Here is a 23,998-nt window from a genome sequence, read left to right on the forward strand (position 1 = left end):
GGGTGAGGGCTCTCTCCTCTGGGGGAATCCCAATGCGGAAACAGCCCTCTTCCCCACCCCTCTCCCGCAAGCGGGAGAGGGAGCGCACCTCCGCCTTGGCGACAGTCGAGCCGGCTCATCACGCGCCTCAGACCTCAATCTCCGCCGCCTCCGCCTCGGCCTTCAGCATCCGCTCCAGCGTCTCCAGCCGGTCCGCCTCCTTCGGCGGCTTGTCCCAGCGCAGGCGGCTGATGCGGGGGAAGCGCATGGCGACGCCGGATTTGTGGCGCGGCGAGCGCTGCAGGCCTTCGAACGCGACCTCCAGCACCAGCCCCTTGTCGCCCTCGTGCACGACATGGCGGACGGGACCGAATTTCTCCGTGGTGTTGCGGCGAACGAAGCGGTCGATCTGCAGCAGCTCCTCGTCGGTGAAGCCGAAATAGGCCTTGCCGACGGGCACCAGTTCGTCACCGCCCTCGCCTGCCGTCCAGACGCCGAAGGTGTAGTCGGAATAATAGGACGAGCGCTTGCCATGACCGCGCTGCGCATACATCAGCACGGCGTCGATGATGTGAGGATCGCGCTTCCACTTCCACCATTGGCCCTTCGGCCGTCCCGGCAGATAGGGCGCATCGCGCCGCTTCAGCATCACGCCTTCGACGGCATCCGCGTCCTCACCGGCGCCGGCACTCGCGGGATCGGCGCGCGCGGCGGTCAATGCTTCCCAGCTTGCGAAGGGAACGGTCGGCGACAGATCGATGCGGGGATCGTCGAGTTTTGTGATGAAGGCCTCCAGCCGCTCGCGCCGCTCAGCGAACGGCAGCTCGCGCAGATCGTTCTCGTCGTCGCCGAGCAGATCGTAGGCGCGCAGATGGATCGGAAATTCTTTGATCAGCTTGGGCGAGACAACCTTGCGGTTGAGCCGCTGCTGCAGGACGTTGAAACTCTGCACGCGGCCCTCGCGCAGGATCAATAGCTCGCCGTCGATCGCACCCGGCAGCCGCAGCGACGGCACGAGATCGGGAAAGCTGCCCGTGATGTCCTCGCCGGTGCGCGAATAGAGCCGCGCGGTGATGTGGCCATGCTCGTCGCGCCCCGCAACCGCCTGCACGCGGATGCCGTCCCATTTCCATTCGGCGATGTACTCAGCGGGATCGAGCGCGGCGAAATCGCTATCCTCGATCGCATGCGCCAGCATCACCGGCCGGAACGGCGCGGGATCGCGGTTGATCGGTTTGTCGCCGCGGCCCTCCAACCAGGCGAACAGATCGAGATAGGGTGGTGCGAGGCCGGGCCAGATCAGCTCGACCTCATGCGGATCCTTGTCGCCGAGCGCGGCCGCCGCTGTCTTGGCGAGACGCGCGGAGATGCCGATGCGAAGCGCGCCGGTGACGAGCTTCAACAGCGCCCAGCGCCCGGTCTCATCGAGCTCGTCGAGCCAGCGCTCGAGCTGCTTCGGCAACTCGGTCTTGCCGAGCGTGCGCAGCGTGGTGACGACTTCGGTGAGCGTCGGCGGCGGTGGATTGTTGTGGGCGGCGAGCCCGGCCTTCGGCCACATCAGCGCCACCGTCTCCGAGAGATCGCCGACATAATCGTAACTCAACCCGAACAGCACCTCATCCGTCCGCGACGCAATGAGGTCGCGGATCAGCGCCGGTTTCGCGTGCTTGAAGCTGAGCGCGCCGGTCAGCGCGGCCAGCGCGTAACCGCGGTCGGGGTCGCCGACCTCGCGGAAATAGCCGGTGAGCAGCCGCAGTTTGTTGTTGCGGCCGGGCTCGTAGGCGAGACGGTCGAGCAGTTCGGCGAAGCGATTCATGCGTCGGCCTCGCCTGCGGCCGGCGCCTCGCTCTCCTCCTCGTCGCCATAGCCGACGAGATCGAGCGGCTGCGCTTTCAAGCCTTTGCTTCGGCACCAATGCACCAGCGCATCTTCCTGGCCGTGGGTGACCCAGATTTCGCCGGCGCCGGTGGCACCGATTGTGGCGGTGAGGCCATCCCAATCGGCATGGTCGGAGATCACCAGCGGCAGCTCGATGCCGCGCTGCCGCGCCCGGGCGCGCACCCGCATCCAGCCCGAGGCGAACGCGGTGACGGGATCGGGAAAGCGACGCGTCCAGAGGTCTGATGTCGCCGAGGGCGGCGCCAGCGTGATGGTGCCGGCCAGCGCGGCCTTCTTGACGCCCTTCGCCGGCCTGAGCTCGCCAAGATCGATGCCGCGGCTCTGGTAGTAATGCGTGATCGTCTCCATGGCGCCATGCAAATAGATCGGTGCGTCGTAGCCGGCCTGCCGCAGCAGCTTGATGACGCGCTGCGCCTTGCCGAGAGAGTAGGCGCCGACCAGATGCGCACGCTCCGGAAACAGCGCGGCAGAAGCGAGCAGCTTCTTCACCTCGTCCGCCGCATCGCCATGGCGGAACACCGGCAGGCCGAACGTCGCTTCGGTGATGAAGACGTCGCAAGGCACCAGCTCGAACGGCGTGCAGGTCGGATCAGGCGCGTCCTTGTAATCGCCGGAGGCGACGATGCAGGTCTCCTTGCAGGTGACGGCGATCTGCGCCGAGCCCAGCACATGGCCGGCCGGGTGAAACTTCACTTTGACGTCGCCGAGCCGGATCTCCTCGCCATAGCGGATGGCCTGCGTCGATCCGGCGAAGTTCTCGCCATAGCGCAGCCGCATCATGTCCAGCGTTTCCTGCGTCGCCAGCACCGCGCCATGGCCGGCGCGGGCATGGTCGGAATGGCCGTGGGTGATCACGGCCCGCTCGACAGGGCGGACAGGGTCGATATGGAAGCCGCCGGGCTTGCAGCACAGGCCGGCAGCAGCTGGCAACAGGATGTCTTGGGGACGCATGCCTGCTATATAGGTTGCCACGACACATCTTCTACTCATCACCGCCTGCCCTGGTTCCTAATGCCGCTGCGCCTGTTCCTGACCTCCGGCGATCTCATGGCCGACCGCCGCTTCGAGTTCGCGCGCGACCTCCAGCTCAAGGGCGATCTGCCCGCGGCCGCCGACCTGATCGAGCAGGCGATCGAGCTCGCGCCGAACTTCACCTCGGCCTGGTTCACGCTAGGCGAGATCCGCCAGCAGCTCGGTGAGCGTGACAAGGCCATCGCGGCGTTTCGCGAAGCGCGGAGGTGCGACCCGGGGGACCAGCACGGCGCCGGCCTGCACCTGATGCGGCTCGGCGACGCCGAGATGGCGGAGATGCCCAAAGCCTATGTGCAGGCACTGTTCGACCAATACGCGCCGCGCTTCGAGCACGCGCTGATCAACGATCTCGGCTACCGCGCCCCCAGCATCATCTTCAAGGCGGTGCTGGCCGCGCGCGTTGCCGCCAAGAAGCCGGCCTTCTTCAAGCGCACCATTGATCTCGGCTGCGGCACCGGCCTCGCGGCCGCCGCCTTTGCCAAACAGGTCGACCATTTCATCGGCATCGATCTGTCGCCCGGCATGATCAAGGAGGCGCGCGCCACGGGCCTCTACGCCGAGCTCGAAGTCGCCGACATGATCGAGGGACTGCGCACCAAGAGTGATGGATGCGCGAACCTCATCGTCGCCGCGGACGCCTTCGTCTATCTCTCCGATCTCGCACCGGTGCTGACTGAAGCCAGGCGCGTGCTCGTCTCGGGCGGCGTGCTCGCCTTCACGCTGGAGACGCATGACGGCAGCGGCATCGTGCTCGGCGAAGGCCTGCGTTATGCCCATTCGGCGGAATATGTGCGCGGCGCCATCACCAAGGCGGGCCTGAAGCTGCTGACGCTGGAGCCGGCCTCGCCGCGCATCGAGAACAACGAGCCGGTGCGCGGCCTTGTCGTCGTCGCCGAGAAAACTTGAGTCTAGGCGCTAAAGCTGGCGATTTAAGCGTCATTGCGTCGCAAAGCTGCGACTTCCCACTTGCGAGCCATGCTGCGTTCCCAGCACAATGCGCGCACCAGGGAGAAAACAATAATGACGAAAAATCCATCGCGGCGCGATTTCAACGCCGCCGCGCTCGCCGCCGTCGCCGCGTCCACCTTGCCCGCGCCTTATGTCTGGGCCGCGGAGAAGAAATACGATGCGGGCGCCAGCGACACCGAGATCAAGATCGGCCAGACCGTGCCGCATTCCGGTCCCGGCTCGCTCTACGGCGTGCTCGGGCGCATCGGCGAGGCCTATTTCCAGATGCTGAACGAGAAGGGCGGCATCAACGGGCGCAAGGTCAAGTTCCTGACCATGGACGATGCCTACAGCGCGCCGAAATGCGTCGAGGCGACGCGGCGCCTGGTCGAGCAGGAAGAGGTGCTCGCGCTCTACGGCTCGCTCGGCACCGCGCCGCAGACCTCCGTGCACAAATATTTGAACTCCAAGGGCGTACCGCAGCTGCTGCTCAACACCGGCGCGTCGAAGTGGAACAATCCGAAAGAGTTCAAATGGACGATGGCGGGCTTGCCGCTCTATCCGACCGAGGCGCGCATCCTGGCGCGGCACGTCGTCGCCGTGAAGCCGAACGCAAAGGTCGGCATTCTCTACCAGAACGACGATTTCGGCCGCGACTTCCTCGGTCCGTTCAAGAAGGTGCTGGCCGATGCCGGCGGCACCGCGCAGGTCATCATGGAGCAGACCTACGATCTGACCGATCCGACCGTCGATTCCCAGCTCATCAATCTCTCGAAGTCCGGCGCCGACGTCTTCTACAACATCTCCACCGGCAAGGCGTCGTCGCAGTCGATCCGGAAGGTCGCCGAGCTCGGCTGGAAGCCGCTGCAGCTGCTGTCCGCCGGCTCGACCGGCCGCTCGATCCTCAATGCCGCGGGCCTCGAGAACGCCACCGGCATCGTCGCCATCCGCTACAACAAGGAGGTCGGCCTGCCGAAATGGGAGAAGGATCCCGACGTGATGGCGTTCGAGGAATTGCGCAAGAAATACACGCCGGCGATCGACCCCGACAACACCATCGCCTTCGCCGGCTACGGCCAGGCCGTCACCATGGGCGAGATCCTGCGCCGCTGCGGCGACGACCTCACCCGCGCCAACGTGCTGAAGCAGGCGTCCAACCTCAAGGGCTTCCACTCGCCCTACTTCCTCGACGGCGTCACCTACGACTACACGCCCGAGGACTACACGCCGATGAAGACGCTGTTCATCTCCTCCTTCACCGGCAAGGATTGGGATATTTCCGACAAGCCGATGTCGGAATAGCACTCACTCGTCATGGCCGGGCTCGTCCCGGCCATGACGGCCTCGGCTGAATGTTCAAATGCGATTGCCCACTCTCTAATAAAAAGGCCAGCACAGCTAACGCGCGATCGCCAATTGATACGCCTGGGCGGCGTTCACGCCAAAAGCCTTGTCCCGCACCTCCGGGCCAAGCTTCACCAGGCAGGCCTCCAACGCGCCCTTGATCTCGCCGTAGCTGCCCGCAAGCAGGCACACCGGCCAGTCCGAGCCGAAAATCAGCCTGCCCTCGCCGAAACAGCTCGCGGCGTGCGCGACGAACGGAAACAAGCGCTCCGCATCCCAGTCATTCCAGACCGCTTCGGTCGCAAGGCCCGAGATCTTGCACCAGACATTGCCGCAGTCCCCGAGCCCCTTGATGCGATCGGACCATTCGGCACTGCCGCCGTCAGCGATCGGCGGCTTGGCCGCGTGGTCGAGCACGAAGCGCGCTTGCGGGAAGGCCTGCGCGGTTGCGATCGCGGCCGGCAACTCGCGGCTGCGGACGAGGAGATCATAGGTGAGATCATGCGCGAACACCGCCGTGAGCCCGCGCTGGACATCCTCGCGCAACAGCCAATCGGGATCGGCCTCGTCATGCACCTGGTGGCGGATGCCGACGAGCTTGTCCCCGCCCGGCAGGCCGCGCAGCCGTTGTAGCGTGTCGCCGAGCGCGCCGTCCGTCAGGTCGGCCCAGCCGACGACACCGATCACCGACGGTGTTTCATGCGCGATGCGCAGGAATTCCTCGGTCTCCTCCAGCGCTGAGCGGCATTGCACCACGATGCTGGCATCGATGCCGTTCGCCTGCAGCAGCGGCGCGAGATCAACGGGACCGAACGCGCGGCGGATCGGCGTGAGCTCGTCCGTCGCCATCCAGGGATAGTTGGCACGCGCCGGATCCCAGAAATGCTGATGGGCGTCGATGATCATGGCTTACGCAGCGCCCGGCAGCGGCGCGCGGGCATCGACGAGGTTTCGCGCGCGCAGCTCCCGCCAGAAGGCCGGCGGCACCACTTTCTCGGACATCGCGATGTTGTCGGCGACCTCGGCGGCATTGCGCGCGCCCATCACGGCGACGGTGACCGCCGGATGCGCCATGCAGAACTGCAGCGCGGCCGCCTTCAGCTCGGTGCCGTGCTTGCGGCAGAGCGCATCGAGCTCCAGCGCCCGCGCCACCAGCGAGGCATCGGCGTCCTGATAGTTGAACTTCGCGCCGGTATGCGGATTGGCCAAAATGCCGCTGTTGTAGATACCGCCGAGCAGGATGCCAATGCGCTTCGCCGTGCAGACTGGAAACAGCGCATCCAGCGCGCCCTGGTCGAGCAGCGTGTAGCGCCCGGCGAGCAGGAAGCAGTCGACCGGCACGGCTCCTGCAAAACGCGTCAACATCTCCGACTGGTTCATGCCCGCACCGATCGCCTTCACCGTGCCTTCCGCGCGCAGCCGCTGCAGCGCGCGGAAGGCTCCGCTAACGGCCTCGTCATAGTGATCGTCGGGATCGTGCACCAGGAGGACGTCGACGCGGTCGAGCCCGAGGCGGCCAAGGCTTTCCTCCACCGACCGCATCACGCCGTCATAACTGAAATCGAACACCGGCCGCTCGCGCGACGTACCCTTGTAGTGCTCGTCCTCGGCGGTGCTGCCGTCCGGCGCGCGCAGCAGGCGACCGACCTTGGTCGAGATGACGTAGGAGTCGCGTTGCTGCTGCCGCAGGAAGGCCCCTAGCCGCCGCTCGGCGAGGCCAAAGCCGTAGAGCGGAGCGGTGTCGAAGAAGCGCACCCCGGCCGACCAGGCGCGCGCAATCGTCGCTTCCGCATCGGCGTCGCTGACGGGGCTGAACAATCCGCCGAGCGGCGCGGAACCGAGCCCGAGTGAGGTGACGTCGAGCGGGCCCAGCCGCGAATGTTTCATTCCCATTGTCTTCCGCCAGTCTTCATTCCAACAATCCAGATCATCTCCCCCGCTTGCGGAAATCGCAAGCGGGGGAGGCACGCAGGAGCGCGGGGCTGGCGGACGCTCCTACTTCAACATCTGCGCGACGTTGTCCTTGGTCACGAGATCGAGGCCGGTGTAGACGATCTCCGGAACCTTCTCGCCCTTCTTGATGGCGAGCAGCGTGTCCATCGCCTTCTCGCCCATCTCGAACGGACGCTGGCCGACCAACGCATTGGCATAGCCGTCGCGCAGCAGTTCGAGCTGCATCTTCAGCGTATCAGCGACGACCAGCGTGAACTTGCCGGAATCGATGTCCTTCTTGTTCCGGCTCGCGAACGCCTTGAAGCCCTCGGGAGCGAACATCGGCCAGCCGCCGATGGGAACGATGGCGGCGAGATCGGGCGTTGCGGTGCGCATGTCCGTCATCTGCTGCACCGCCAGCGCGGGATCGTCGTTGCAGAAGGTCGGGGAACCCGCGACCTCGATCCATTTCGAGCCTTTCAGCGCCTCGCGAACGCCATCGACACGCTCGGCGAGGTTTTTCGCGCCGGGGCCGCCCGAGACCATGGCGTACTTGCCGCCGTCGGGTCGCATCTTCACGAGTTCCTTGCCGAGCGCGACGCCGAACTCCTTGTTGTTGGTGCCGATATAGGCGATGCGCTTGGAGCCGGGCGCATCGGCATCGAAGGTGATGACGGGGATGCCGGCGGCGGTCGCCGCCTCGATCGACTTGGTCATGGCCGCGACGTCGGCGACCGAGATGGCGAGGCCGTCGACCTTCTGGGTGACGAAGTCCTGGATGATCTGCGCCTGCGTCGCCGGCTCGTGCTCGACCGGTCCCTTGTAGATGCACTCGATATTGCCGAGCTCCTTGGCGCGCTTCAGGCAGCCGTCGCGCGCGAAATCGAAGAACGGATTGTTCATCGCCTTGGGCACGATGACGAAGCGGTAGTTCGCGGCGAATGCAGGCGTCGCCATCATCGCAACGGCGATGCCGGCCAGAAGCAGTTTCCTCATTGTCTCCTCCACCCTTGTTTGGTGCCCGTCCTTTTCGAAGATCGTCCGGGAAGCGGACAGGCGGCGTTTTGTTTGCCTTCCCGAGATGACGTCATTTCAGCTCATCCGCGAACGGATACGGTCGACCAGCACGGCCAGAATGATGATCACGCCGACCAACGTCTGCTGCCAATAGGAGGAGACCTGCGCCAGCACGAGGCCGTTGCGGATCACTTCCAGCAGCACGCAGCCGACGATCGCCCCGAGCGGGCCACCGATGCCGCCCGCAAGGTTTGCGCCGCCGATGACGGCCGCCGCGATCACGTTGAGCTCGTAGGAGGTCGCCATGTTGGCCGGCGCCGACCCGAGCCAGCCGGAGATGATGATTCCCTGCAGGCCAGCTGCGAGCGCGCAGATCACATAGACCTCGATCTTCACCCGCACGACCGGGATGCCGGTCAGCTCCGCGGCCTTCTCGTTGCCGCCAAGCGCGAAGACGTGGCGGCCGAACGCGCTATGATGCAGCACCACCGCCATAGTCAGCGCAAGGATGACGAGATAGATGAAAGGCACGGGGACGCCGAACACGTCGCCCGAGGTCGCGGCGTAGAAGTAATCGGCATCCGGCCCGCCCGGAAAACTACCGCGGCCGTTGGAGACGACATAGCCGAGGCCGCGCACGATCGAGAGCATGCCGAGCGTGGTGACGAAGGGCGAGAGGCCGAGCACGGCGATGCAGAAGCCGTTGATGAGTCCGGCGATCAGCGCGACGCCGAGCCCGGCAAGGACCGAGACCAGCAGGATGAGCCCGGGCACGTTGGCCAGCACCGTCTTGCCGTCAGCCGCCATGTGCACCAGCGGCGAGCCGGGCGCTGACAGCTCGGTCATCACCATCGAGGTGATCATGGCGGAGAAGCACATCATCGATCCCACCGAGAGGTCGATGCCGCCGGTGATGATCACGAAGGTGACGCCGAGCGTTGCGATGGCAATGAACGAAAAGTTCTTCGCCACGTTCTGCATGTTGCCCTGGGTGAAGAAGTACGGGCTGGCGAAATGCATGATCACCAGCAGCACCGCGAGTGCGAGCAGCACGTAGCCGGTCTGGGAGGCGAAGATGCCGCGCTGCCACCATTTGATCCGGCCCACATTGGTGAAGCTGATCGGAGATTCCATGGGCATGGCCATCACGCCGCTTCCTTCGCGCCGGTGATGAGAGCGGTGACTTCCTCCGGCGAGGTCTGGTGGATCGGCTTGTCGGCCCGCTTCTCGCCGCGGCGCATGACGATGACGCGATCGCACACCGCGAACACGTCGGGCATGCGGTGCGAGATCAGCATCACGGCAACCCCCTGCTCCTTCAGCCGGTGGATCAGCCCGAGCACCTGCTCGACCTGACGGACCGAGATCGCTGCGGTCGGCTCGTCCATCATGACGAGCCGCGCGTTGGAAAGCCTGGTACGCGCGATCGCGACCGCCTGGCGCTGACCGCCGGACATCTGCTTGACGAGATCGTCGGGGCGCGTCTCCGAGCGCAACTCGCCGAACAGCTCCAGCGCCCTCGCCGCCATCGCCTTGTGGTCGAGCAAAGCGATGGGTCCGAACTTGCGCTTCAGCTCGCGGCCGAGGAACACGTTGGCGGCCGCCGTCAGATTGTCGGCGAGCGCGAGGTCCTGATAGACGACCTCGATGCCGACGGCGCGGGCGTCGACGGGCCGGCTGAAATGGACCGCGCTGCCGGCGAAACGGATCTCGCCATGGCTGGGACGGAAATTGCCGGCGATGATCTTGACCAGCGTCGACTTGCCCGCACCGTTGTCGCCCATCAGGCCGACGACCTCGCCGGGCTGGACCTGCAGATCGACACCGTGCAGCGCACGGATGGCGCCGAATTCCTTGCCGATGCCGGTGAGCTCGAGGACCGGTGTCGCATCAACCTGTGCCATCAGCGGTCCCTCAGACATGACGATTGACCAGGGATTCCAGATATTCCTGCCGGCCCGAGCGCGGCTGCGGATCGAAGCCGGGCTGGAGCGCGCGGTCGGCAAGATCGGCGAGCGAGCGCTGGCCGCCGAGAATCGCCCGGCCCTCGGGGCCGGACCAGCCTTCGTAGCGCTTGGCGAGCGGCGCGGTGAGAGCGCCGGCATCGAGCATGTCGGCGGCGGCGAGGAAGGCCCGCGCGCACGCATCCATCGAGCCGACATGGGCGTGGATGAGATCATCGGGATCGATCGACTGACGCCGGATTTTTGCGTCGAAATTCAGCCCGCCCGAAGTGAAGCCGCCACGGTTCAGGATCTCGTGAAAGACCAGCGCCAGCTCCGGCACGTTCATCGCGAACTGGTCTGTGTCCCAGCCGAGCAGGTCGTCGCCCCGGTTGATATCGAGCGAGCCGAACACGCCGAGCGCCTCGGCGAGCGCGACCTCGTGATGGAAGGAATGGCCGGCGAGGATGGCGTGGTTCTGCTCGATGTTGAGCCTGACGTCCTTGAGCAGGTCGTAGCGTTCGAGGAAGCCGTAGCAGGTGGCGACGTCGAAGTCGTACTGATGCTTGGTCGGCTCCTTCGGCTTCGGCTCGATCAGGATCGGGCCCTTGAAACCGATTCTGTGCTTGTGCTCGACGACGAGCGAGACGAAGCGGCCGAGCTGGTCGAGCTCGCGCTTGAGATCGGTGTTGAGCAGCGTCTCGTAGCCCTCGCGCCCACCCCACAGCACATAGTTCTGGCCGCCGAGCCGGTGCGTCACTTCCAGCGCGGCGCGGACCTGGCCGGCGGCATAGGTGAATATCTCCGGGTCCGGGTTGGTCGCAGCGCCCGCCATGTAGCGGCGATGCGTGAACAGGTTCGCGGTGCCCCAGAGCAGGCGGACCTTGGCTGATGCCATCTTCGCTTCGAACAGATCAGCGATGGCGTTGAGATTGGCGACGGACTCGGCGAGCGACGCTCCTTCCGGCGCCGCGTCGACGTCGTGGAAGGTGAAGTAGGGCACATCGAGCAGGCGGAACAGCTCGAAGGCGACATCCGCCTTGGCCCGCGCCTGCGCCATCGCATCCGTGCCGTGGTGCCAGGGCCGCAGGAACGTCTCGCCGCCGAAGGGATCGCCGCCGGGCCAGCAGAGCGAATGCCAATAGCAGACCGCAAAGCGCAAATGATCCTCGAGCCGGCGGCCGTGGACCATGCGATCCCTGTCGTACCAGCGAAAAGCGGGCGCCTGTCCCGCGTTCTCGCCGGCGAAGGCGACGGGTACGCTTGCATCGAAGAATTTGGCTGACGCGTTCACTTAATTCGTCTCCTTCAATGCGGGATAGAGCGCGCGCCATCGCCGATAGGCTTCGTCATAGGCCGCAGCGACGGAGGCGCGAGGCGTGAAGGTCGCAAGCCGCCGCGGGCGGGTGCAGACCGCCGAGGCGCTCTCGCCTGTCGCGGCGAGCCTGCCGAGCCTGGAGGCGCCGAGGGCCGCTCCCACCTCGCCCTCTTCGACCCGGTGAACGGGAATGCCGAGCACGTCGGCGCAGATCTGTGCCCACAATGGCGAGCGCGAGCCGCCGCCGACGAGATCGAGCTCGGGAATCGGCCCGCTCGCCGCGCTCAGTGCCGCCAGATTGTCGCGCGCGGCAAAGGCGACGCCTTCGAGCACGGCCTGCACGATCTGGCTGCGGCCGGTCGCACCGCGCAGGCCGACGAAGGCACCGCTGGCAGAGGCATCGTTGTGCGGCGTGCGCTCGCCGTCGAGATAGGGCAGGAATTTGATCGGGCTCGGCGCATCGACAGATTCACCAAGCGGAGCCAAGAGCGCTGCGGCGGCCGTCTCCATCACCCCGGAGAGCCAGGCGAGCGACGCCGCGGCCGACAGCATCACGCCCATCTGATGCCAGAGGCCGGGCAGCGCATGACAGAAGGCATGCACGGCCGACGTCGGCGCCGGCGCGAAGCGATCGGTGACGCGGAACACGACGCCGGACGTTCCCAACGACAGGAACGCATCTCCCGGCGCGATCGCGCCGAGCCCGATCGCGCTCGCGGCGTTGTCGCCGGCGCCGCCCGCGACCACGACGGCTTTCTTCATACCCCAGCGCTGCGCATAGTCCGGCGCGAGCACGGCGCTCTCCGCGCTGCCCTCGACGAGGCGCGGCATGTGGTGGAGATCGAGCCCGGTGGCGTGCAGCAGCAAGGCGGACCAGCGCCGCTGGCCGACATCGAGCCACAGCGTGCCGGCAGCATCGGACATGTCCTCAACCATCTCGCCGGTGAGGCGGTAACGCACATAGGCCTTGGGCAGCAGCACCTTTGCGACACGCTCGAAGATTTTCGGCTCGTGCCGTGCGATCCACAGCAGCTTCGGTGCGGTGAAGCCGGGCATCGCGAGATTGCCGGCGATCGCGGGCAGCGACGGACAGCGTCGCTCCAGCACGGCGCATTCGGCCTGCGAGCGACCGTCGTTCCAGAGGATCGCGGGGCGCAGCGGCTTGCCGTCCTCGTCCAGCAGCGTCGCGCCATGCATCTGGCCGGACAGGCCGATGCCGGCCACCTGCGCCACCTCGCGCGGATGGCGGCTGGCGAGATCGTCGACCGCGCCGATGGTCGCATCGACCCAGGAATCGGGGTCCTGCTCGGACCACAGCGGCGCCGGATGCGACAGCGCGAGCTCGCGCGTTGCCGTCGCGAGGATCGCGCCGGATTCGCTCACGAGCACCGCTTTTACGCCGGACGTGCCGATGTCCAGTCCGAGATACAAATCGTCCTCCTCATCATCCATTGCGATGCGCGATCTTGACGTCGCGCTTTTCCGCTACGGCCCGTTCGATAGCCGGCTGCCGCTAGGGCAGATTGTCCCGCATCACGATGTCGATCCTGATCTTCTCCTGCTCGCGCAAGATCGGCTCGCCGCGGGCAAGCGCGAGCAGCACGCGCACGGCGGCGCGCGCCTCATGTCCGGGGTTCTGCGAGATCGCGGCATCCATCACGCCCTGCAGCAGCAGGCGGCGCGTCAGCAGGGTGACGTCATGACCGACGAACACCACCTTGTCGCGGCCGGCATCGCTCAACGCCTTGGCGACGCCTTGCGTGCCGGCGCCGACGTTATAAAGGCCGACAATGTCGGCATGCTTGGCCAATAGCCGCGCCATCACCTGTTCCGAGCGGCCATCCTCGTCGCGCCCTTCGAGCACGGGCAGCACGCTGAGACCGGGGAATTCCGACGCCATCACCTGGTTGAAACCGAAAATTCGCTCGGCATGGTCGCGCAAGCCCTGCGAGCCCGCGACGATCGCAACCTTGCCGGACTTTTGGCCGACCAGCCGTCCGACCAGCGCGCCGGCGGTGCGGCCCGCCGCGATGTTGTCGATGCCGACATAATGGTGGCGGCGCGACGACGGCACGTCCGACACCAGGGTCACCACCTTGGTGCCGGCATCGACGAGGTCGTTGATCGCGGCGCGAACGCTGGGGTGATCCAGCGCCACCACGGCGACGCCGTCGCAATCGCCCGACAGCGCCTCCAGCGAGGCCGCGAGCACCGATGGATCGAACACATCGGTTGTAACAGTCTCGACGCTGAGGCGGCGGGCCGAGAGCCAAGCGGACATCTCGCCGAGATAGGCCTCGATCTGCTGCATGAACGGGTTCGGCCCCGACGGCATCACGAAGGCGAAGCGGCGGGCGCGGCTGCGAGCGAGTTCGGCGGCGGCGACGTGGGGCTGGAACGAATTGCGCTCGATCGCCGCCTTGACGCGCCGCACCGTGTCGGGCCGCACGCCGGGCCGGTTGTGCAGGACGCGGTCCACCGTCGCCAAGCTGACGCCCGCCTCGCGGGCGATGTCCTTCAGCGTCAGCACCGTCGTGGTCAGGGTCTCGGCCATGGCTGAAGGCTAGCAGAGGTGTTTTGAGGTACGCAACTCATTTTGAGGGGCAGCAGTGCGATTGTTGCCGGCTCAAGTCTAACAGCCGGGTCCGGCAGTCACCCCTCGAGCAGGTCCAGCGTCAGGAACAGGCTGTTGGGATCCTCGGCATAGCCCTCGAACGGACCGCAGAGAATAAAGCCATGCGCCTGGTAGAGCGCATGCGCCGGCTTGAAATAGTCCCACGAGCCGGTCTCAAGACTGAGCCGCTTCAGGCCCCGCGCGCGGGCCTCGGCGATGATGTGGCGGAGCATCTGGCCGCCATACCCGCGCCGCCGCGTGGTCTGGAGCGTGTGCATCGACTTCACCTCGCCATGGGTTGCCGAGAGCGTCTTCAGCGCGCCGGCGGCAACCAGCTGCTCGCCGTCCCATCCGGTCCAGAACGCGACGTCGCTGGCACGAAGGCCGGCGAGATCGAGCGCATGCGCACTGCCCGGCGCGGTCTGCGCCCGCGCCGCCGTGACGTGATGATCGAGCAGCGCGACGACGCGCGGATCGAAGGTGTCGCCGGTCCGGATCTGCATGGTCAGGGCCTCACGCCGCTTGCAAGCTGCTTCTGCATGAAAACGAGATCGAGCCAGCGGCCGAACTTGCAGCCGACCTCCGGCATGCGCGCGACCTCCGCGAAGCCGAGCGAGGCGTGCAGCGCGATCGAAGCCGCGTTGGTGCCGTCGATGCCGGCAATCATGACATGCTTGTTCATGGCGGTGGCGCGCTCGATCAACGCGGCGACCAGACCGCGGCCGATCCCCGCCCTGTGATGCCGCTCGTCGACATAGACGGAATTCTCCACGGTGTGACGATAGCCGGGGAAGGGACGGAAATCGCCGAACGAGGCGAAACCGACGACCTCCCTGCCCTTCATCGCGACCAGCACGGGATAGCCGGCGTCCCGTCGCGCGGAAATCCATTGACGCCGCGAGTCCAGATCGGATGGACCGTCGGTCCAGACCGCCGTGGTGTTGAGCGCGGCGTAATTGTAGATGGCGAGGATATCCTCGGCATCGTCCAGCGTAGCGTCCCGTACGATCAGCGACATCACATCTTCCCGTAGGAGGCGCCGCGCCGCGTGATGATGACGTAGCGCGCGTCCTGTTTGGTTTCGTTCTCGAAGGTCACCGCGCGCATCACGTCGAAATCCAGGCAGTCGCCCTCGCGCAGGCGCACCGTCTTGGCGTCGATGTACACGGCGATCGCGCCCTCCAGCATCAACAGCTGCTGGGTGAAGGCGTTGCGGCCCCAGGGGCTGTACGGCACCCGCGCGCCGGCCGGAAGGTCGACGACGATGATCTCGATGCCGCTCGCCGCGTCCGTCGGCGAGGCGTGCCGCCTTCGATAGCCGCTGTCGGGATCGCGCCAGTGCGGCTGGTCGGCAAGCCGCATCAGGCGCTCCGGCGGCTTCTCGGCGAGCGCGACGACGTCGCTGAGCGAGACGTCGAGCGCGGCGCACAGCCTGCCGAGCAGCGCAGCCGTGGCGCTGCTCTGCGCGCGCTCGACCCGCCCGATCATGGCTCGGCTGACACCGGAGCGCGTTGCAAGTTCGTTCAACGTCATCCCCGCCTGCGTCCGCAGCGTCTTCAAGCGGCGACCGATCGCACGGTCGAGTTTCTGCTGGTCCATGGCCCTCATTCCGACATCACCCGGCGCAGGGACCGCATCCACCGGGCAAGATGAGCTTAAGGCGGGCAAGGCGGGCGTGCCGAGAGCGAGAGGCTAACATATTAGAATCTTTGCGCAGCCTGCAGGGCGGATTAGGATACGCCAGCCGCGATGACCGGGAGGCGATGACATGGGCGAGCCAACGCAGCGGACGATCACGGCCAACGGTATCAGCCTCAACGTCGCCGAGCAGGGCGAGGGGCCAATGGTCCTGCTCTGCCACGGCTTTCCGGAAGGCTGGTACTCCTGGCGCCACCAACTCGACGCGCTGGCAGCGGCCGGCTACCATGCGGTCGCGCCCGACATGCGCGGCTATGGCAAGAGCGACCGGCCTGAGGCGATCGACCAGTACACGATCCTCCACATGGTCGGCGATCTCGTCGGCGTGCTCGACGCCTTCGAGGCGAAACACGCCGTCATCGTCGGGCATGATTGGGGCGCCACGATCGCCTGGCACACGGCGCGCCTGCGGCCGGATCGCTTTCGCGCCGCCGCCATCCTCAGCGTACCCTATCGGCCACGGAGTCCGGTGCGACCGACGAGTGTCATGCCGCAGACGGCGGATGCGCAGTTCTATCAGCTTTACTTCCAGGAGCCGGGTGTCGCCGAAGCCGAATTCGAACGGGATCCGCGCGCGACACTGGGCGCCATGCTCTATGGCGGCTCCGGCGAGGGAGCGGCGGCGATCCGCGCCAATGCCGAGCGTCAGGGGCGGACCGTCGGCGCCGGCATGGTCTCACGCAAGGACGGGATGCTGCCGAAGGTGCAGGTGCCGCTGCCGTCATGGCTGACCGCCGCCGACCTCGACCATTTCGGCGCCGAGTTTGCCCGCAGCGGATTTCGCGGACCGCTCAATTACTACCGCAACATCGACCGCAACTGGGAACTGATGGCGGCCTTCGAGGGCGTGAAGGTGACGGTGCCCTCGCTCTTCATCGCGGGCGACCACGACATGGTCCTGGCTTTCCCCGGCAGCACCGAGCTTCTCGTCAACATGAAGCAATGTGTGCCGCAACTGCGCGAGATCAGGATGCTGCCCGGCTGCGGGCACTGGACGCAGCAGGAGCGGCCGGCGGAGGTCAACGCGGCGATCGTGGAGTTTCTGCGAAGCCTGTCGAACTGAGGGCTTGGAGCGGGCGAAGGGAATCGAACCCTCGTATGCAGCTTGGGAAGCTGCCGTTCTACCATTGAACTACGCCCGCAAATCGCTTTAAATTCAGACACTTAAGCCCATCAGCGAGTTTCGACCATGTGGCCATCGTGTGGCCGCTGATCTCCGATCACCATACAACTGCGACTGGAAGGATCAAGGGCTGCCGAGGAAGCAAACGACGCAACGCGCCTATGGCTTCAGAACCGGCGGAACGGAGAGATGATGACATGCGTTCTGCCTAGGCATAAAATCGATCTTGCTGAGGTGTTGCGAATGTGCAACTGGACACAATATTTTCTTAACCGATTCACGTCACCCTAGGGAACTGCAACCCGAGATGGTAACCAGACCTAATCCGGGGGAATTTCATGATTGAAGCCATTACCGTTGTGACCATAGCGGGCGGCGTCTTGAGCGCGGTGGCCGCGGGAATTTTCCTTGGTTCCCGCTACGTGGACGCAAAGCTTCACTATGAAGAGACTAAAATCAATTTGGATCGGCCAGTTCTCGCGCCTCAATTCAGGCGCGGCAGAGCTTCTGGAGAACACGGCGCCGCTTAAGGGCGGGCCTCGGTGAACTTCTCTGCCAAAGTTAAATCTGGCGCGAAGGATTTGGTCGCCGACGCCTTTTCGGCGGCTTGGAAATATATTCGCGGTGTTTTGCTCGCAGCCGCCGGGGTGTACGCGCTCTCAGCAGTGCAAAACCTCTACAGCCTCGACCATGTGCCTACGCAAGACGAGGCCTTAGCACTCCTTTGGAAATCGGCCAAAGGAATGCCTGCCCTTGTTCAAGATTGGTTGGTCTCAAGGCCTTACGATGCCGTGATAGACCATCCGATCCTGTCAGCAGTGATCCTCATCTTGGTTGTGGTCGCTGTCGTGCTCGGGTTCTTGCTTACGCGCGCTCATTCGATTTTGAACCTGCAGAGCACGATCCTCAGCGGAGCTGACGCAAACTACGCATTGGTGACGCAAGCCGGGATCGAGGGGCGCTTCCCCCATGCTAGGCAGAGTGAGGACGGTGCGCCTTGGAAATCCCTATGCGAGGAAATTCTTAGTCCCGAGAACAAATTCGTCTACATCCTCGGGGCGAATGGCATCGATACTTTTGGGAGGCCGGGTGCCCCTCTCTATGAGGCTCTGCAGAACTTTCGCGGCAACATCCGAGTAATTCTGTGCAAGCCCGGCAGCAAGCAAATGAAGGGACGGGCTGCCGCTGTCGGCGTCAATTCGAACGACTATGAAAAAGCCATCAGAGACTCAGTCAAGCGACTAAGAACCCTTCGAAACCAAGCCTATTCGGTTGAGGGGCGATACTACGAAGGCCAGCCCAACTGGAAACTGATCATCACAAACTCGACCGTGTGGGTGCAGTATTACTTGCCCGGTGGGCCACACGTTGATCAAACGCCTGTCTGGCTCGTTTCAGTCACACCTAATGCGGATGGCTTTTATCATTTGTTCCATCTTGAGTTTAATCGCATTTGGGAGCGCTGCGCGAGTAATCCTATCACCCTGAACTCCAGTACAGGGACAAAGAATGGATCAGCGGCAGCCAAAGTCCGCAAACCAGCATGAAATTCTAGCTCCAAACCCGCTGGCACCTTCGACCGGAAAATAAGCGATGTCACTTACGGACATTCTACAGCGCGCCACCCCGCCCGAAGACGCGCGCGCGACGATGGAATTTGAGAAGATGCGCTTAGAGCTGTCGTGGCGCTATTTCGATTTTCATGCTCGACAGCGAACACAGCTCTTCCACTTTTTTGTGATTTTATCGCCATTCGTCTTTGGCGGATGCTTCTACCTGTTGAAAGAGAGATCGCAACTGGGTGGGTTGCCGGGGATCATCGCCCCATGCGCGGGGGCGCTTCTGGTGATCGTGTTCTTCGGTCTGGATCGCCGCAACCGACAGATGATTGAAATCGCAGAAGAGGCGCTAATGCTCCTGGAACAGCATCTTCTCTTTGCGTCGTTTCGGACGATCGGCAGCGCTTTTCCCGGGCCCATGACGAAAGAGCATGAAGTCAATTGCAAACGACGGTTCGCGAAATGCCGAGGCCACACATTCCTCATCAGTCTCGTCTATTTACTTGCGTTTGCCTTGTTTCTAGCCCTTTCCCTCTACGCCTTCCTCATCGAGTCCGGCCATTTATTGCTTACAAGCTAGCCCGGAAACTGAGCGAGCTAGCGCTTCGACGAGCCTGAGACCTGTGTTTGAACATCACCCGCTGGTCCCTGACGGTGCGGAAGCAGCGAGCTCACCAAAAAGATCGTGATAACGCCCGCAGCGAATAGGTAAAACATATGGGTGACAAACCACGCCTTGCGGCGCGAGATTTTGCTGCTGATGTATGACGTGACGCCGTGATCCGTGACGTTTAGGTCCTGCATGATCAGCTTCTCGAATTTCTCGCCGTACTCGACGCTCGCAAGAAGCATTTGATAGTAGTAGTGCACGTCCAGGAACCACAATCCTGCAAGGAGCATCAAGCTGAGGACCATCAAGACACTCGGAAGGCCGACAAGATAGCCACCAACATCAAATCTGATGTTCTCTTTCTCGGCTATTGCGGCGGCAGCTAACAACGTCCCAATTGCCGTGAGTCCGAGCCATCGAGTCCGAATGCTCATGTCGTTGAAGTGGGTCTGCAGCCCTGCGATCTGCTTCCAATATTCGACTCGGCCGCGCAACCGCTCGCTATCTAATTTGTCCTCGCTGCTCATGGTATCACGGCGCGTATTCAAAACCGACGTTGTGTGTCACCCTAAGGATCCCTGCCGCTCTCGGTGGGGGAGAGCGCGATAGAGAGCAGTTCGGCGTGCCGCCACGAGTGAATCTCATGGGGCCCGGCCATGGTTTCCAAATCGAGGTGCAGAGCGGTCATTTAACTGGCAGGGTGAGGTGATTCGCGCTTAGCTGGCAATCCACCAAAGGGCTTCAATCCGTACCTTCTGAGGCCGCGGCGACTTGTCCTCTAACTCAGCCGCTTATGCGAGCCAAAGAACATCCCACCGGTTTTCGTATTGAGCGATGGCCTTGAGACTCATGAAGGCGTTCGCGTTCCACCCCTTTGGGGTCGCGACTTGATCAGCAACTTCCAAATTCCGTACGATGAAGTAGCGAACCGGCTGTAGCGCCCGCTCGGTGCCTATCAAAACGTAGATAGTGATTTGTGACAGCGCCTCACCCTCGAACATGGACTGTTTTACGTACCACGGCTGCGTACGAACCGTCTTGACTTGCACCTTCCTCAAAGCCGGCGCAGAGTGTTGGCCGACGAGCAGGTCATATCCCGCGGTATTACGGTCAGCGAGCTGAGCGTCGTAGCCGCGCCTAAGTAGCTCACCCATCACGAAGTACTCTCCGGCATTACCTGTGGGTATTCCAGATCGACGCTTCTTCGGAGACGTTGCGCCTGGTTCTCCTAACCCAGTGGTCATTATGTGCCCTCCTCTCGGTGATGAACTTACCGATGCGACCATTGCTCGGCAGCTTGCATCACCTGCTGAAGGAGCTCGCGATGCTTGCTCACTTGGTCAGCATTGAGGAACATCTGGATTGCCGCCTGTCCGCGGCTCTCCGCCTCGAGACCAGCTTCTTCGATTTTGGCCAACAAGCCCGGGCGAGCCTCGGATCCAACCTTGATGCGTACCAAGCAGTGCGCGGCAATCTTTTTTGGGAAGAACCAAGCAAACAGGTAACCGGAAGTGCCAACGGCAATATGCGTTTTGTTGAAAGTGACTCTCGGCTCTTTGATTAGCGAGACGGCCGCGTCCACAGCACTTAGAGCTTCGTGTTTTGCCTTCTTTTCCCAATACGCGCGATCGGTCAGTTCGGATGGATCACTCTCGCCATCGCCTTCACCGAATTCATAGGTGTCGAGCACTCGAAGGAATTGCAAAACGACCTCTTCGCCGATCTGAAAAGCACTCAATTGAATCGCGATCAATGGCACGGCACGATTTAGCAGCCTGATGACGTTGAAGAACCTGCTGGTTATCTCTTCCGCAACGATGACGGCTCGGTGCTCAACTAAGGGGAACCGCTGACGCTCCATGTCCCAATATTCAATCGTTCTGATGATATGACTGGGGTCGGTTGCCCCCAGCATGATCTCGACTTCATAGCGTGTCTCGTTCGGCTCATCGGACAATACGAAATCGATGCGCCCCCCGGTCGGCTGTACTTTCTCTTTCTGGAAGACGGTCAGCTCGCCCAATCCGAGTAGGGAGGGGTCTTCAGCGATTTGCTTTTGGAGCCATGATTCGCTCAGGCCTAGCGACTTCAAGCGCTGAGGCGCGGCCTTACGTAGCTTCAAAAAGCCGGACATTGTTGTTACTCCCTTTCCATCAGGAGTAGCCCAGACGTCGTTTTCAACGTCTTAGTGCCGCGACACCTTTCTTACGTGATGAGCGCCGCGGTTAACGATTTCCGACGGTCCGGGAATTTATGACTTTTTTTTTGTCTTTTTTTTTTTGAGCTTTGAAAGCTTCTGGCAAATTCAGGCCACGAGCTAGGGGACATAATGATTTCCCGAGACGCGGGCTCCGGAGGTCGTTACCCGGTAGCTGATCCAACACAGCTAGTGACGGCGCGATCCGCTGTTCGTTCGCGTCAACCCTTCCTTCACTATGATGTTGCCCAAGACGAAGGCAACAGGGCCGAACGTGGTTAAGCGGTTTCGCATAGCACCCGTTATGGAATCTTTTCGAGGTCGCGCAAGCCGCGTGCCAGCCTGTTAGATGGGCAAATGCATGGCTCTGGAGAAAGGGCCGAAGCCATGTGCCCAGCGCATTAGGGATTCGTTAACGCTCGCGCCGGTTGCGGTCACGATCCCGCCGCATTTCGACGTTACCGAAGCGCGAGGCTGCCCGCCGAAAATCCGAAGTAGGGCCTTTGTGTAAAACTATCCGGAGTCGTTATGGTTAATCGTTAATCTTAACGCCCCCGTCTAGACCGCTCTCAGGGCGTCGGATTGCCAATTAAATCAAAACTCGGCAGTCCAGTTCTTCCAAAAACCAAATTGCGGCGAGCCTCTGCAACGCCTGAACCGTCTGCAACGCCTATTTCCTATATAGCCATTATTCCAGCCAACCCTCAGTAGGAAACAGGCGTAGCAGGCGTAGCAGGTGTTTCATGACCGATTAGATCAAAACTCGCGGCAGCACTCGCACGGCGCAGATGAGAAAATGGCTTCAGCGGTTCCCGCGCTTCAGGAACGTCCAAACCGGCGAGGCGCCGTCCCAGCGTCGAAGGCGCCCATAGAACCGCACCCGCACACCGGCCTCGCGAAGGCGCTCGACAACCAGATGCAGCGCGATCACGTCACCCTCTGCCAGCTCCACGCAACCACGCTTCCGAGACCACCGAGCCCCGGGAAAGCGAAATAGGTTCGCCTTGAGCCATCGGCCGCCGCGCTCTGACAGCGGTTGCAGGTCAACCTGCGGACCGCTCCGCCAGGGCCGCAGTCCGACGTCCGGCCGGCGCAGCAAATTCGCAATCCATCCCATGATTACGGCTTGCACGACGCAGAGTGTTCTTGTCAATTTCGGCCGTGAGTGGGTTGATGAAGCCTTAATGTAAGCCGACTGTTTTCTCATCACGCGGGATGCTTGCGCCGCGCTCCGAGCGGCTTCCGAGGTAGATGGCTAAAGTTGTAAGAATCAATAACAATGAGTGTTGAGACCCCTGCGCTACCCTCCGTTGCATAAACACAATGGAGGCTGCTTTGGTCGCACTTGGTGTTCTTCTTTTCGTCGTCTCTGCAATTTCGATTATCTATCCGCTTCGGTTTTTGATGATTCAAAACCGGTTCATGGCCCTGTGCGGCGTCGTCGTGTCGCTCTTCATCATCGGCTCTGCGGCTCCCGGCACGAACTCGAAGGTCGTAGCGCAAAACTCCACGCCGGCCTTCTCCAGCTCCGGGGGCTGTAAGACGGACGCCATGGGGGAGTTTAAGTGCTCGCACGAAACAAGCCTGTTCGGCACCACAACCCGCAGCGAACTGAAGTGCAAAGAGAACCCGGTTACGAGGCAATATGAATGCAAGGATTCCATTAATTAGACCGACGTAGAACAGGCGATCAGCAGCCATGGCAAGGCCACGGTGAAGAGGGGTTGGCTAACCGAACCACCGTGGCCTGATTCGTCTGCGCAGGCCGGGACCCGACGTCCGCACGGCGCAGCAAATTCGCGATCCATGCCATTGCGACGCCCTGCACGACGCAGAGTACCGTTGTCAATTTTCAGCGACAGGACTTCGGTCGTGCGGCGATGGGGGAGCCGTGTCGACGCCGATTGGCCTAAGTTCTCTTGTGATGGAAGGCGGACGTAGCTGGAAGACGCTGATCAGGTCCGAGTTGCACCCAAAGAGGTATTCAGCACAGTCTCAGCGCGTTGTACCCCAGTTCGGGAGCGGACTGCGCTTTGTGCCGTGCCGGCTCGTCACCCCGCCTTGGTGCATCGCAATAGCGATAAACCTTGAGATGTATCCAACTTTTCAGGCTTAATTCTGCGTCTGCTAGATTGCAGATTTCGCTAGGCGAGGAGGATACGGATGAAGTTCTTACTCGGAATTCTATTTGCATCACTTTTCACGTGCGCAGCAAACGCCCAAGATTCGCCGTTTCGAAAGGAACTGAAACGAGCAGATTTGACAGGCACAAATATGGAGGTCATCACCAGCATCTCCGACATCAAGCCGGGCGACACCTCAAAGCTCCATATCCATCACGGAGAAGAGTCCTTTTACGTTTTGGAAGGCGGCACTATCGAACTACCGGACGGCAAGCAAGTGCCATTTCCAACCGGCTTCTCTTCCGTGAATATTCGGGATGTTCCGCACGGCGCCTTTAAGGTCGTCGGCGATAGGACTGTCAAGCTTCTGACGGTGCACATCGTCGATAAGGGCAAACCGCTCTACGATACGCCGCCACCCAAGTAGGAAGAACCGGCTGGGGCGTTCATTGTTTTCTTTTTGATCAGATGAGCGCCCCTGTTATCCGCGCGAGTGTCGCCATTGGCCCAACAGCAAACTAGCAGTGCATCTCGTTGAGGTCCGCTCAATGAGGCATAGCGGACCAGATTTGCTCAGGTTGAGTTCTTCGCATTTTGACCCGAGGCGGAAGTTTAGGGTCGGTTAGGTTTGCGCCCAGTTCTAACTTGACGAAAAAGTAGGC

General features: G+C 62.9%; 25 protein-coding genes and 1 tRNA gene. 8 read left to right on the forward strand and 18 right to left on the reverse strand.

The features are described 5' to 3' along the window. Window positions 1-127 precede the first annotated feature (127 nt). Window positions 128-1,795: an ATP-dependent DNA ligase gene (locus XH83_RS33455; RefSeq protein ID WP_194404820.1), complete on the reverse strand. Its 1,668-nt coding sequence runs from the start codon at window positions 1,793-1,795 to the stop codon at window positions 128-130. Then, window positions 1,792-2,829, reverse strand: a complete 1,038-nt coding sequence (locus XH83_RS33460) for a ligase-associated DNA damage response exonuclease (protein WP_194408485.1) — start codon at window positions 2,827-2,829, stop codon at window positions 1,792-1,794. Before XH83_RS33460 ends, XH83_RS33455 begins: the two co-directional genes overlap by 4 nt. A 60-nt stretch (window positions 2,830-2,889) precedes the next feature. On the opposite strand from XH83_RS33460, the gene XH83_RS33465 reads away from it, so the two are divergent. Together XH83_RS33465 and XH83_RS33470 are read left to right on the forward strand one after the other, a co-directional pair. After that, entirely contained in the window at window positions 2,890-3,816 is a 927-nt protein-coding gene (locus tag XH83_RS33465; RefSeq protein ID WP_194404821.1) for a class I SAM-dependent methyltransferase, read from the forward strand. A 114-nt stretch (window positions 3,817-3,930) separates the two neighbouring features. After that, complete coding sequence (locus XH83_RS33470; protein ID WP_194404822.1) at window positions 3,931-5,160, forward strand: ABC transporter substrate-binding protein; 1,230 nt, start codon at window positions 3,931-3,933, stop codon at window positions 5,158-5,160. 96 nt (window positions 5,161-5,256) lie between these two features. Here the strand turns inward: XH83_RS33470 and XH83_RS33475 are convergent, their stop codons facing one another. The 11 genes from XH83_RS33475 to XH83_RS33525 all read right to left on the reverse strand — a co-directional run bounded on the left by XH83_RS33475 (window position 5,257) and on the right by XH83_RS33525 (window position 15,625). After that, complete coding sequence (locus XH83_RS33475; RefSeq protein ID WP_194404823.1) at window positions 5,257-6,108, reverse strand: amidohydrolase; 852 nt, start codon at window positions 6,106-6,108, stop codon at window positions 5,257-5,259. 3 nt (window positions 6,109-6,111) lie between these two features. Then, a complete protein-coding gene (locus XH83_RS33480) occupies window positions 6,112-7,089 on the reverse strand; it encodes an aldo/keto reductase (protein ID WP_194404824.1) in 978 nt (325 codons plus the stop codon). A gap of 108 nt (window positions 7,090-7,197) precedes the next feature. Then, window positions 7,198-8,130 carry a sugar-binding protein gene (locus XH83_RS33485; RefSeq protein WP_194404825.1) on the reverse strand — a complete coding sequence of 311 codons (933 nt, stop codon included), beginning with the start codon at window positions 8,128-8,130 and terminating at the stop codon, window positions 7,198-7,200. Window positions 8,131-8,226: 96 nt separating this feature from the next. Further along, entirely contained in the window at window positions 8,227-9,297 is a 1,071-nt protein-coding gene (locus tag XH83_RS33490; RefSeq protein WP_194404826.1) for an ABC transporter permease, read from the reverse strand. Further along, window positions 9,297-10,055, reverse strand: a complete 759-nt coding sequence (locus tag XH83_RS33495) for an ATP-binding cassette domain-containing protein (protein ID WP_194404827.1) — start codon at window positions 10,053-10,055, stop codon at window positions 9,297-9,299. Before XH83_RS33495 ends, XH83_RS33490 begins: the two co-directional genes overlap by 1 nt. A gap of 10 nt (window positions 10,056-10,065) precedes the next feature. Then, window positions 10,066-11,388 carry a xylose isomerase gene (xylA, locus tag XH83_RS33500; protein ID WP_194404828.1) on the reverse strand — a complete coding sequence of 441 codons (1,323 nt, stop codon included), beginning with the start codon at window positions 11,386-11,388 and terminating at the stop codon, window positions 10,066-10,068. Further along, a complete protein-coding gene (gene xylB / locus XH83_RS33505) occupies window positions 11,389-12,843 on the reverse strand; it encodes a xylulokinase (protein ID WP_194404829.1) in 1,455 nt (484 codons plus the stop codon). An 82-nt stretch (window positions 12,844-12,925) separates the two neighbouring features. Continuing rightward, complete coding sequence (locus XH83_RS33510) at window positions 12,926-13,966, reverse strand: LacI family DNA-binding transcriptional regulator (protein WP_194404830.1); 1,041 nt, start codon at window positions 13,964-13,966, stop codon at window positions 12,926-12,928. Between the two features lie 98 nt (window positions 13,967-14,064). Beyond that, window positions 14,065-14,529, reverse strand: coding sequence for a GNAT family N-acetyltransferase (locus tag XH83_RS33515; protein WP_194404831.1), 465 nt, complete (start codon window positions 14,527-14,529; stop codon window positions 14,065-14,067). A 2-nt stretch (window positions 14,530-14,531) separates the two neighbouring features. Further along, on the reverse strand, window positions 14,532-15,044 hold the full coding sequence (locus XH83_RS33520; protein ID WP_194404832.1) for a GNAT family N-acetyltransferase: 513 nt from the start codon (window positions 15,042-15,044) through the stop codon (window positions 14,532-14,534). Then, on the reverse strand, window positions 15,044-15,625 hold the full coding sequence (locus XH83_RS33525) for a helix-turn-helix domain-containing protein (protein ID WP_194404833.1): 582 nt from the start codon (window positions 15,623-15,625) through the stop codon (window positions 15,044-15,046). The genes XH83_RS33520 and XH83_RS33525 overlap by 1 nt, the downstream gene beginning before the upstream one ends. A gap of 169 nt (window positions 15,626-15,794) precedes the next feature. Between XH83_RS33525 and XH83_RS33530 the strand changes: the two genes are divergently transcribed. Then, window positions 15,795-16,787 (forward strand): alpha/beta fold hydrolase, encoded by a 993-nt coding sequence (locus XH83_RS33530; protein ID WP_194404834.1) that lies wholly within the window; start codon window positions 15,795-15,797, stop codon window positions 16,785-16,787. Between the two features lie 5 nt (window positions 16,788-16,792). On the opposite strand, the gene XH83_RS33535 is transcribed toward XH83_RS33530, so the two are convergent. Beyond that, window positions 16,793-16,866: transfer RNA gene (locus XH83_RS33535), tRNA-Gly, on the reverse strand. A gap of 319 nt (window positions 16,867-17,185) precedes the next feature. On the opposite strand from XH83_RS33535, the gene XH83_RS33540 reads away from it, so the two are divergent. The 3 genes from XH83_RS33540 to XH83_RS33550 are packed head-to-tail and all read left to right on the forward strand — an operon-like array spanning window position 17,186 to window position 18,986. After that, on the forward strand, window positions 17,186-17,377 hold the full coding sequence (locus XH83_RS33540) for a hypothetical protein (protein ID WP_194404835.1): 192 nt from the start codon (window positions 17,186-17,188) through the stop codon (window positions 17,375-17,377). A gap of 12 nt (window positions 17,378-17,389) precedes the next feature. Further along, window positions 17,390-18,394 carry a hypothetical protein gene (locus XH83_RS33545; RefSeq protein ID WP_194404836.1) on the forward strand — a complete coding sequence of 335 codons (1,005 nt, stop codon included), beginning with the start codon at window positions 17,390-17,392 and terminating at the stop codon, window positions 18,392-18,394. 46 nt (window positions 18,395-18,440) lie between these two features. Beyond that, window positions 18,441-18,986 carry a hypothetical protein gene (locus XH83_RS33550; RefSeq protein ID WP_194404837.1) on the forward strand — a complete coding sequence of 182 codons (546 nt, stop codon included), beginning with the start codon at window positions 18,441-18,443 and terminating at the stop codon, window positions 18,984-18,986. Window positions 18,987-19,003: 17 nt separating this feature from the next. On the opposite strand, the gene XH83_RS33555 is transcribed toward XH83_RS33550, so the two are convergent. The 4 genes from XH83_RS33555 to XH83_RS40270 form a co-directional block, all read right to left on the reverse strand. Continuing rightward, window positions 19,004-19,543 carry a hypothetical protein gene (locus XH83_RS33555; RefSeq protein ID WP_194404838.1) on the reverse strand — a complete coding sequence of 180 codons (540 nt, stop codon included), beginning with the start codon at window positions 19,541-19,543 and terminating at the stop codon, window positions 19,004-19,006. 264 nt (window positions 19,544-19,807) lie between these two features. Beyond that, a complete protein-coding gene (locus XH83_RS33560; RefSeq protein ID WP_194404839.1) occupies window positions 19,808-20,170 on the reverse strand; it encodes a hypothetical protein in 363 nt (120 codons plus the stop codon). A 116-nt stretch (window positions 20,171-20,286) separates the two neighbouring features. After that, window positions 20,287-21,150: a hypothetical protein gene (locus tag XH83_RS33565; RefSeq protein ID WP_194404840.1), complete on the reverse strand. Its 864-nt coding sequence runs from the start codon at window positions 21,148-21,150 to the stop codon at window positions 20,287-20,289. Between the two features lie 865 nt (window positions 21,151-22,015). Next, window positions 22,016-22,144 (reverse strand): hypothetical protein, encoded by a 129-nt coding sequence (locus tag XH83_RS40270; RefSeq protein ID WP_256438874.1) that lies wholly within the window; start codon window positions 22,142-22,144, stop codon window positions 22,016-22,018. A gap of 392 nt (window positions 22,145-22,536) precedes the next feature. Between XH83_RS40270 and XH83_RS33575 the strand changes: the two genes are divergently transcribed. Next, window positions 22,537-22,884 carry a hypothetical protein gene (locus XH83_RS33575; RefSeq protein WP_194404842.1) on the forward strand — a complete coding sequence of 116 codons (348 nt, stop codon included), beginning with the start codon at window positions 22,537-22,539 and terminating at the stop codon, window positions 22,882-22,884. A 492-nt stretch (window positions 22,885-23,376) separates the two neighbouring features. Next, window positions 23,377-23,763 (forward strand): cupin domain-containing protein, encoded by a 387-nt coding sequence (locus XH83_RS33580; RefSeq protein ID WP_194404843.1) that lies wholly within the window; start codon window positions 23,377-23,379, stop codon window positions 23,761-23,763. The last annotated feature ends 235 nt before the right edge of the window (window positions 23,764-23,998 follow it).

Origin of the sequence: Bradyrhizobium sp. CCBAU 53351 (assembly GCF_015291745.1) — a bacterium.
Classification (GTDB): domain Bacteria; phylum Pseudomonadota; class Alphaproteobacteria; order Rhizobiales; family Xanthobacteraceae; genus Bradyrhizobium.

What these genes read in the sequence shown, in the direction of transcription:
- XH83_RS33455 (WP_194404820.1), bottom strand. Translation starts at nt 1,795, where the DNA reads ATGAATCGCTTCGCCGAACTGCTCGACCGTCTCGCCTACGAGCCCGGC.
- XH83_RS33460 (WP_194408485.1), bottom strand. Translation starts at nt 2,829, where the DNA reads ATGCGTCCCCAAGACATCCTGTTGCCAGCTGCTGCCGGCCTGTGCTGC.
- XH83_RS33465 (WP_194404821.1), top strand. Translation starts at nt 2,890, where the DNA reads ATGCCGCTGCGCCTGTTCCTGACCTCCGGCGATCTCATGGCCGACCGC.
- XH83_RS33470 (WP_194404822.1), top strand. Translation starts at nt 3,931, where the DNA reads ATGACGAAAAATCCATCGCGGCGCGATTTCAACGCCGCCGCGCTCGCC.
- XH83_RS33475 (WP_194404823.1), bottom strand. Translation starts at nt 6,108, where the DNA reads ATGATCATCGACGCCCATCAGCATTTCTGGGATCCGGCGCGTGCCAAC.
- XH83_RS33480 (WP_194404824.1), bottom strand. Translation starts at nt 7,089, where the DNA reads ATGAAACATTCGCGGCTGGGCCCGCTCGACGTCACCTCACTCGGGCTC.
- XH83_RS33485 (WP_194404825.1), bottom strand. Translation starts at nt 8,130, where the DNA reads ATGAGGAAACTGCTTCTGGCCGGCATCGCCGTTGCGATGATGGCGACG.
- XH83_RS33490 (WP_194404826.1), bottom strand. Translation starts at nt 9,297, where the DNA reads ATGGCCATGCCCATGGAATCTCCGATCAGCTTCACCAATGTGGGCCGG.
- XH83_RS33495 (WP_194404827.1), bottom strand. Translation starts at nt 10,055, where the DNA reads ATGGCACAGGTTGATGCGACACCGGTCCTCGAGCTCACCGGCATCGGC.
- XH83_RS33510 (WP_194404830.1), bottom strand. Translation starts at nt 13,966, where the DNA reads ATGGCCGAGACCCTGACCACGACGGTGCTGACGCTGAAGGACATCGCC.
- XH83_RS33515 (WP_194404831.1), bottom strand. Translation starts at nt 14,529, where the DNA reads ATGCAGATCCGGACCGGCGACACCTTCGATCCGCGCGTCGTCGCGCTG.
- XH83_RS33520 (WP_194404832.1), bottom strand. Translation starts at nt 15,044, where the DNA reads ATGTCGCTGATCGTACGGGACGCTACGCTGGACGATGCCGAGGATATC.
- XH83_RS33525 (WP_194404833.1), bottom strand. Translation starts at nt 15,625, where the DNA reads ATGGACCAGCAGAAACTCGACCGTGCGATCGGTCGCCGCTTGAAGACG.
- XH83_RS33530 (WP_194404834.1), top strand. Translation starts at nt 15,795, where the DNA reads ATGGGCGAGCCAACGCAGCGGACGATCACGGCCAACGGTATCAGCCTC.
- XH83_RS33540 (WP_194404835.1), top strand. Translation starts at nt 17,186, where the DNA reads ATGATTGAAGCCATTACCGTTGTGACCATAGCGGGCGGCGTCTTGAGC.
- XH83_RS33550 (WP_194404837.1), top strand. Translation starts at nt 18,441, where the DNA reads ATGTCACTTACGGACATTCTACAGCGCGCCACCCCGCCCGAAGACGCG.
- XH83_RS33555 (WP_194404838.1), bottom strand. Translation starts at nt 19,543, where the DNA reads ATGAGCAGCGAGGACAAATTAGATAGCGAGCGGTTGCGCGGCCGAGTC.
- XH83_RS33560 (WP_194404839.1), bottom strand. Translation starts at nt 20,170, where the DNA reads ATGGGTGAGCTACTTAGGCGCGGCTACGACGCTCAGCTCGCTGACCGT.
- XH83_RS33565 (WP_194404840.1), bottom strand. Translation starts at nt 21,150, where the DNA reads ATGTCCGGCTTTTTGAAGCTACGTAAGGCCGCGCCTCAGCGCTTGAAG.
- XH83_RS33575 (WP_194404842.1), top strand. Translation starts at nt 22,537, where the DNA reads ATGGAGGCTGCTTTGGTCGCACTTGGTGTTCTTCTTTTCGTCGTCTCT.
- XH83_RS33580 (WP_194404843.1), top strand. Translation starts at nt 23,377, where the DNA reads ATGAAGTTCTTACTCGGAATTCTATTTGCATCACTTTTCACGTGCGCA.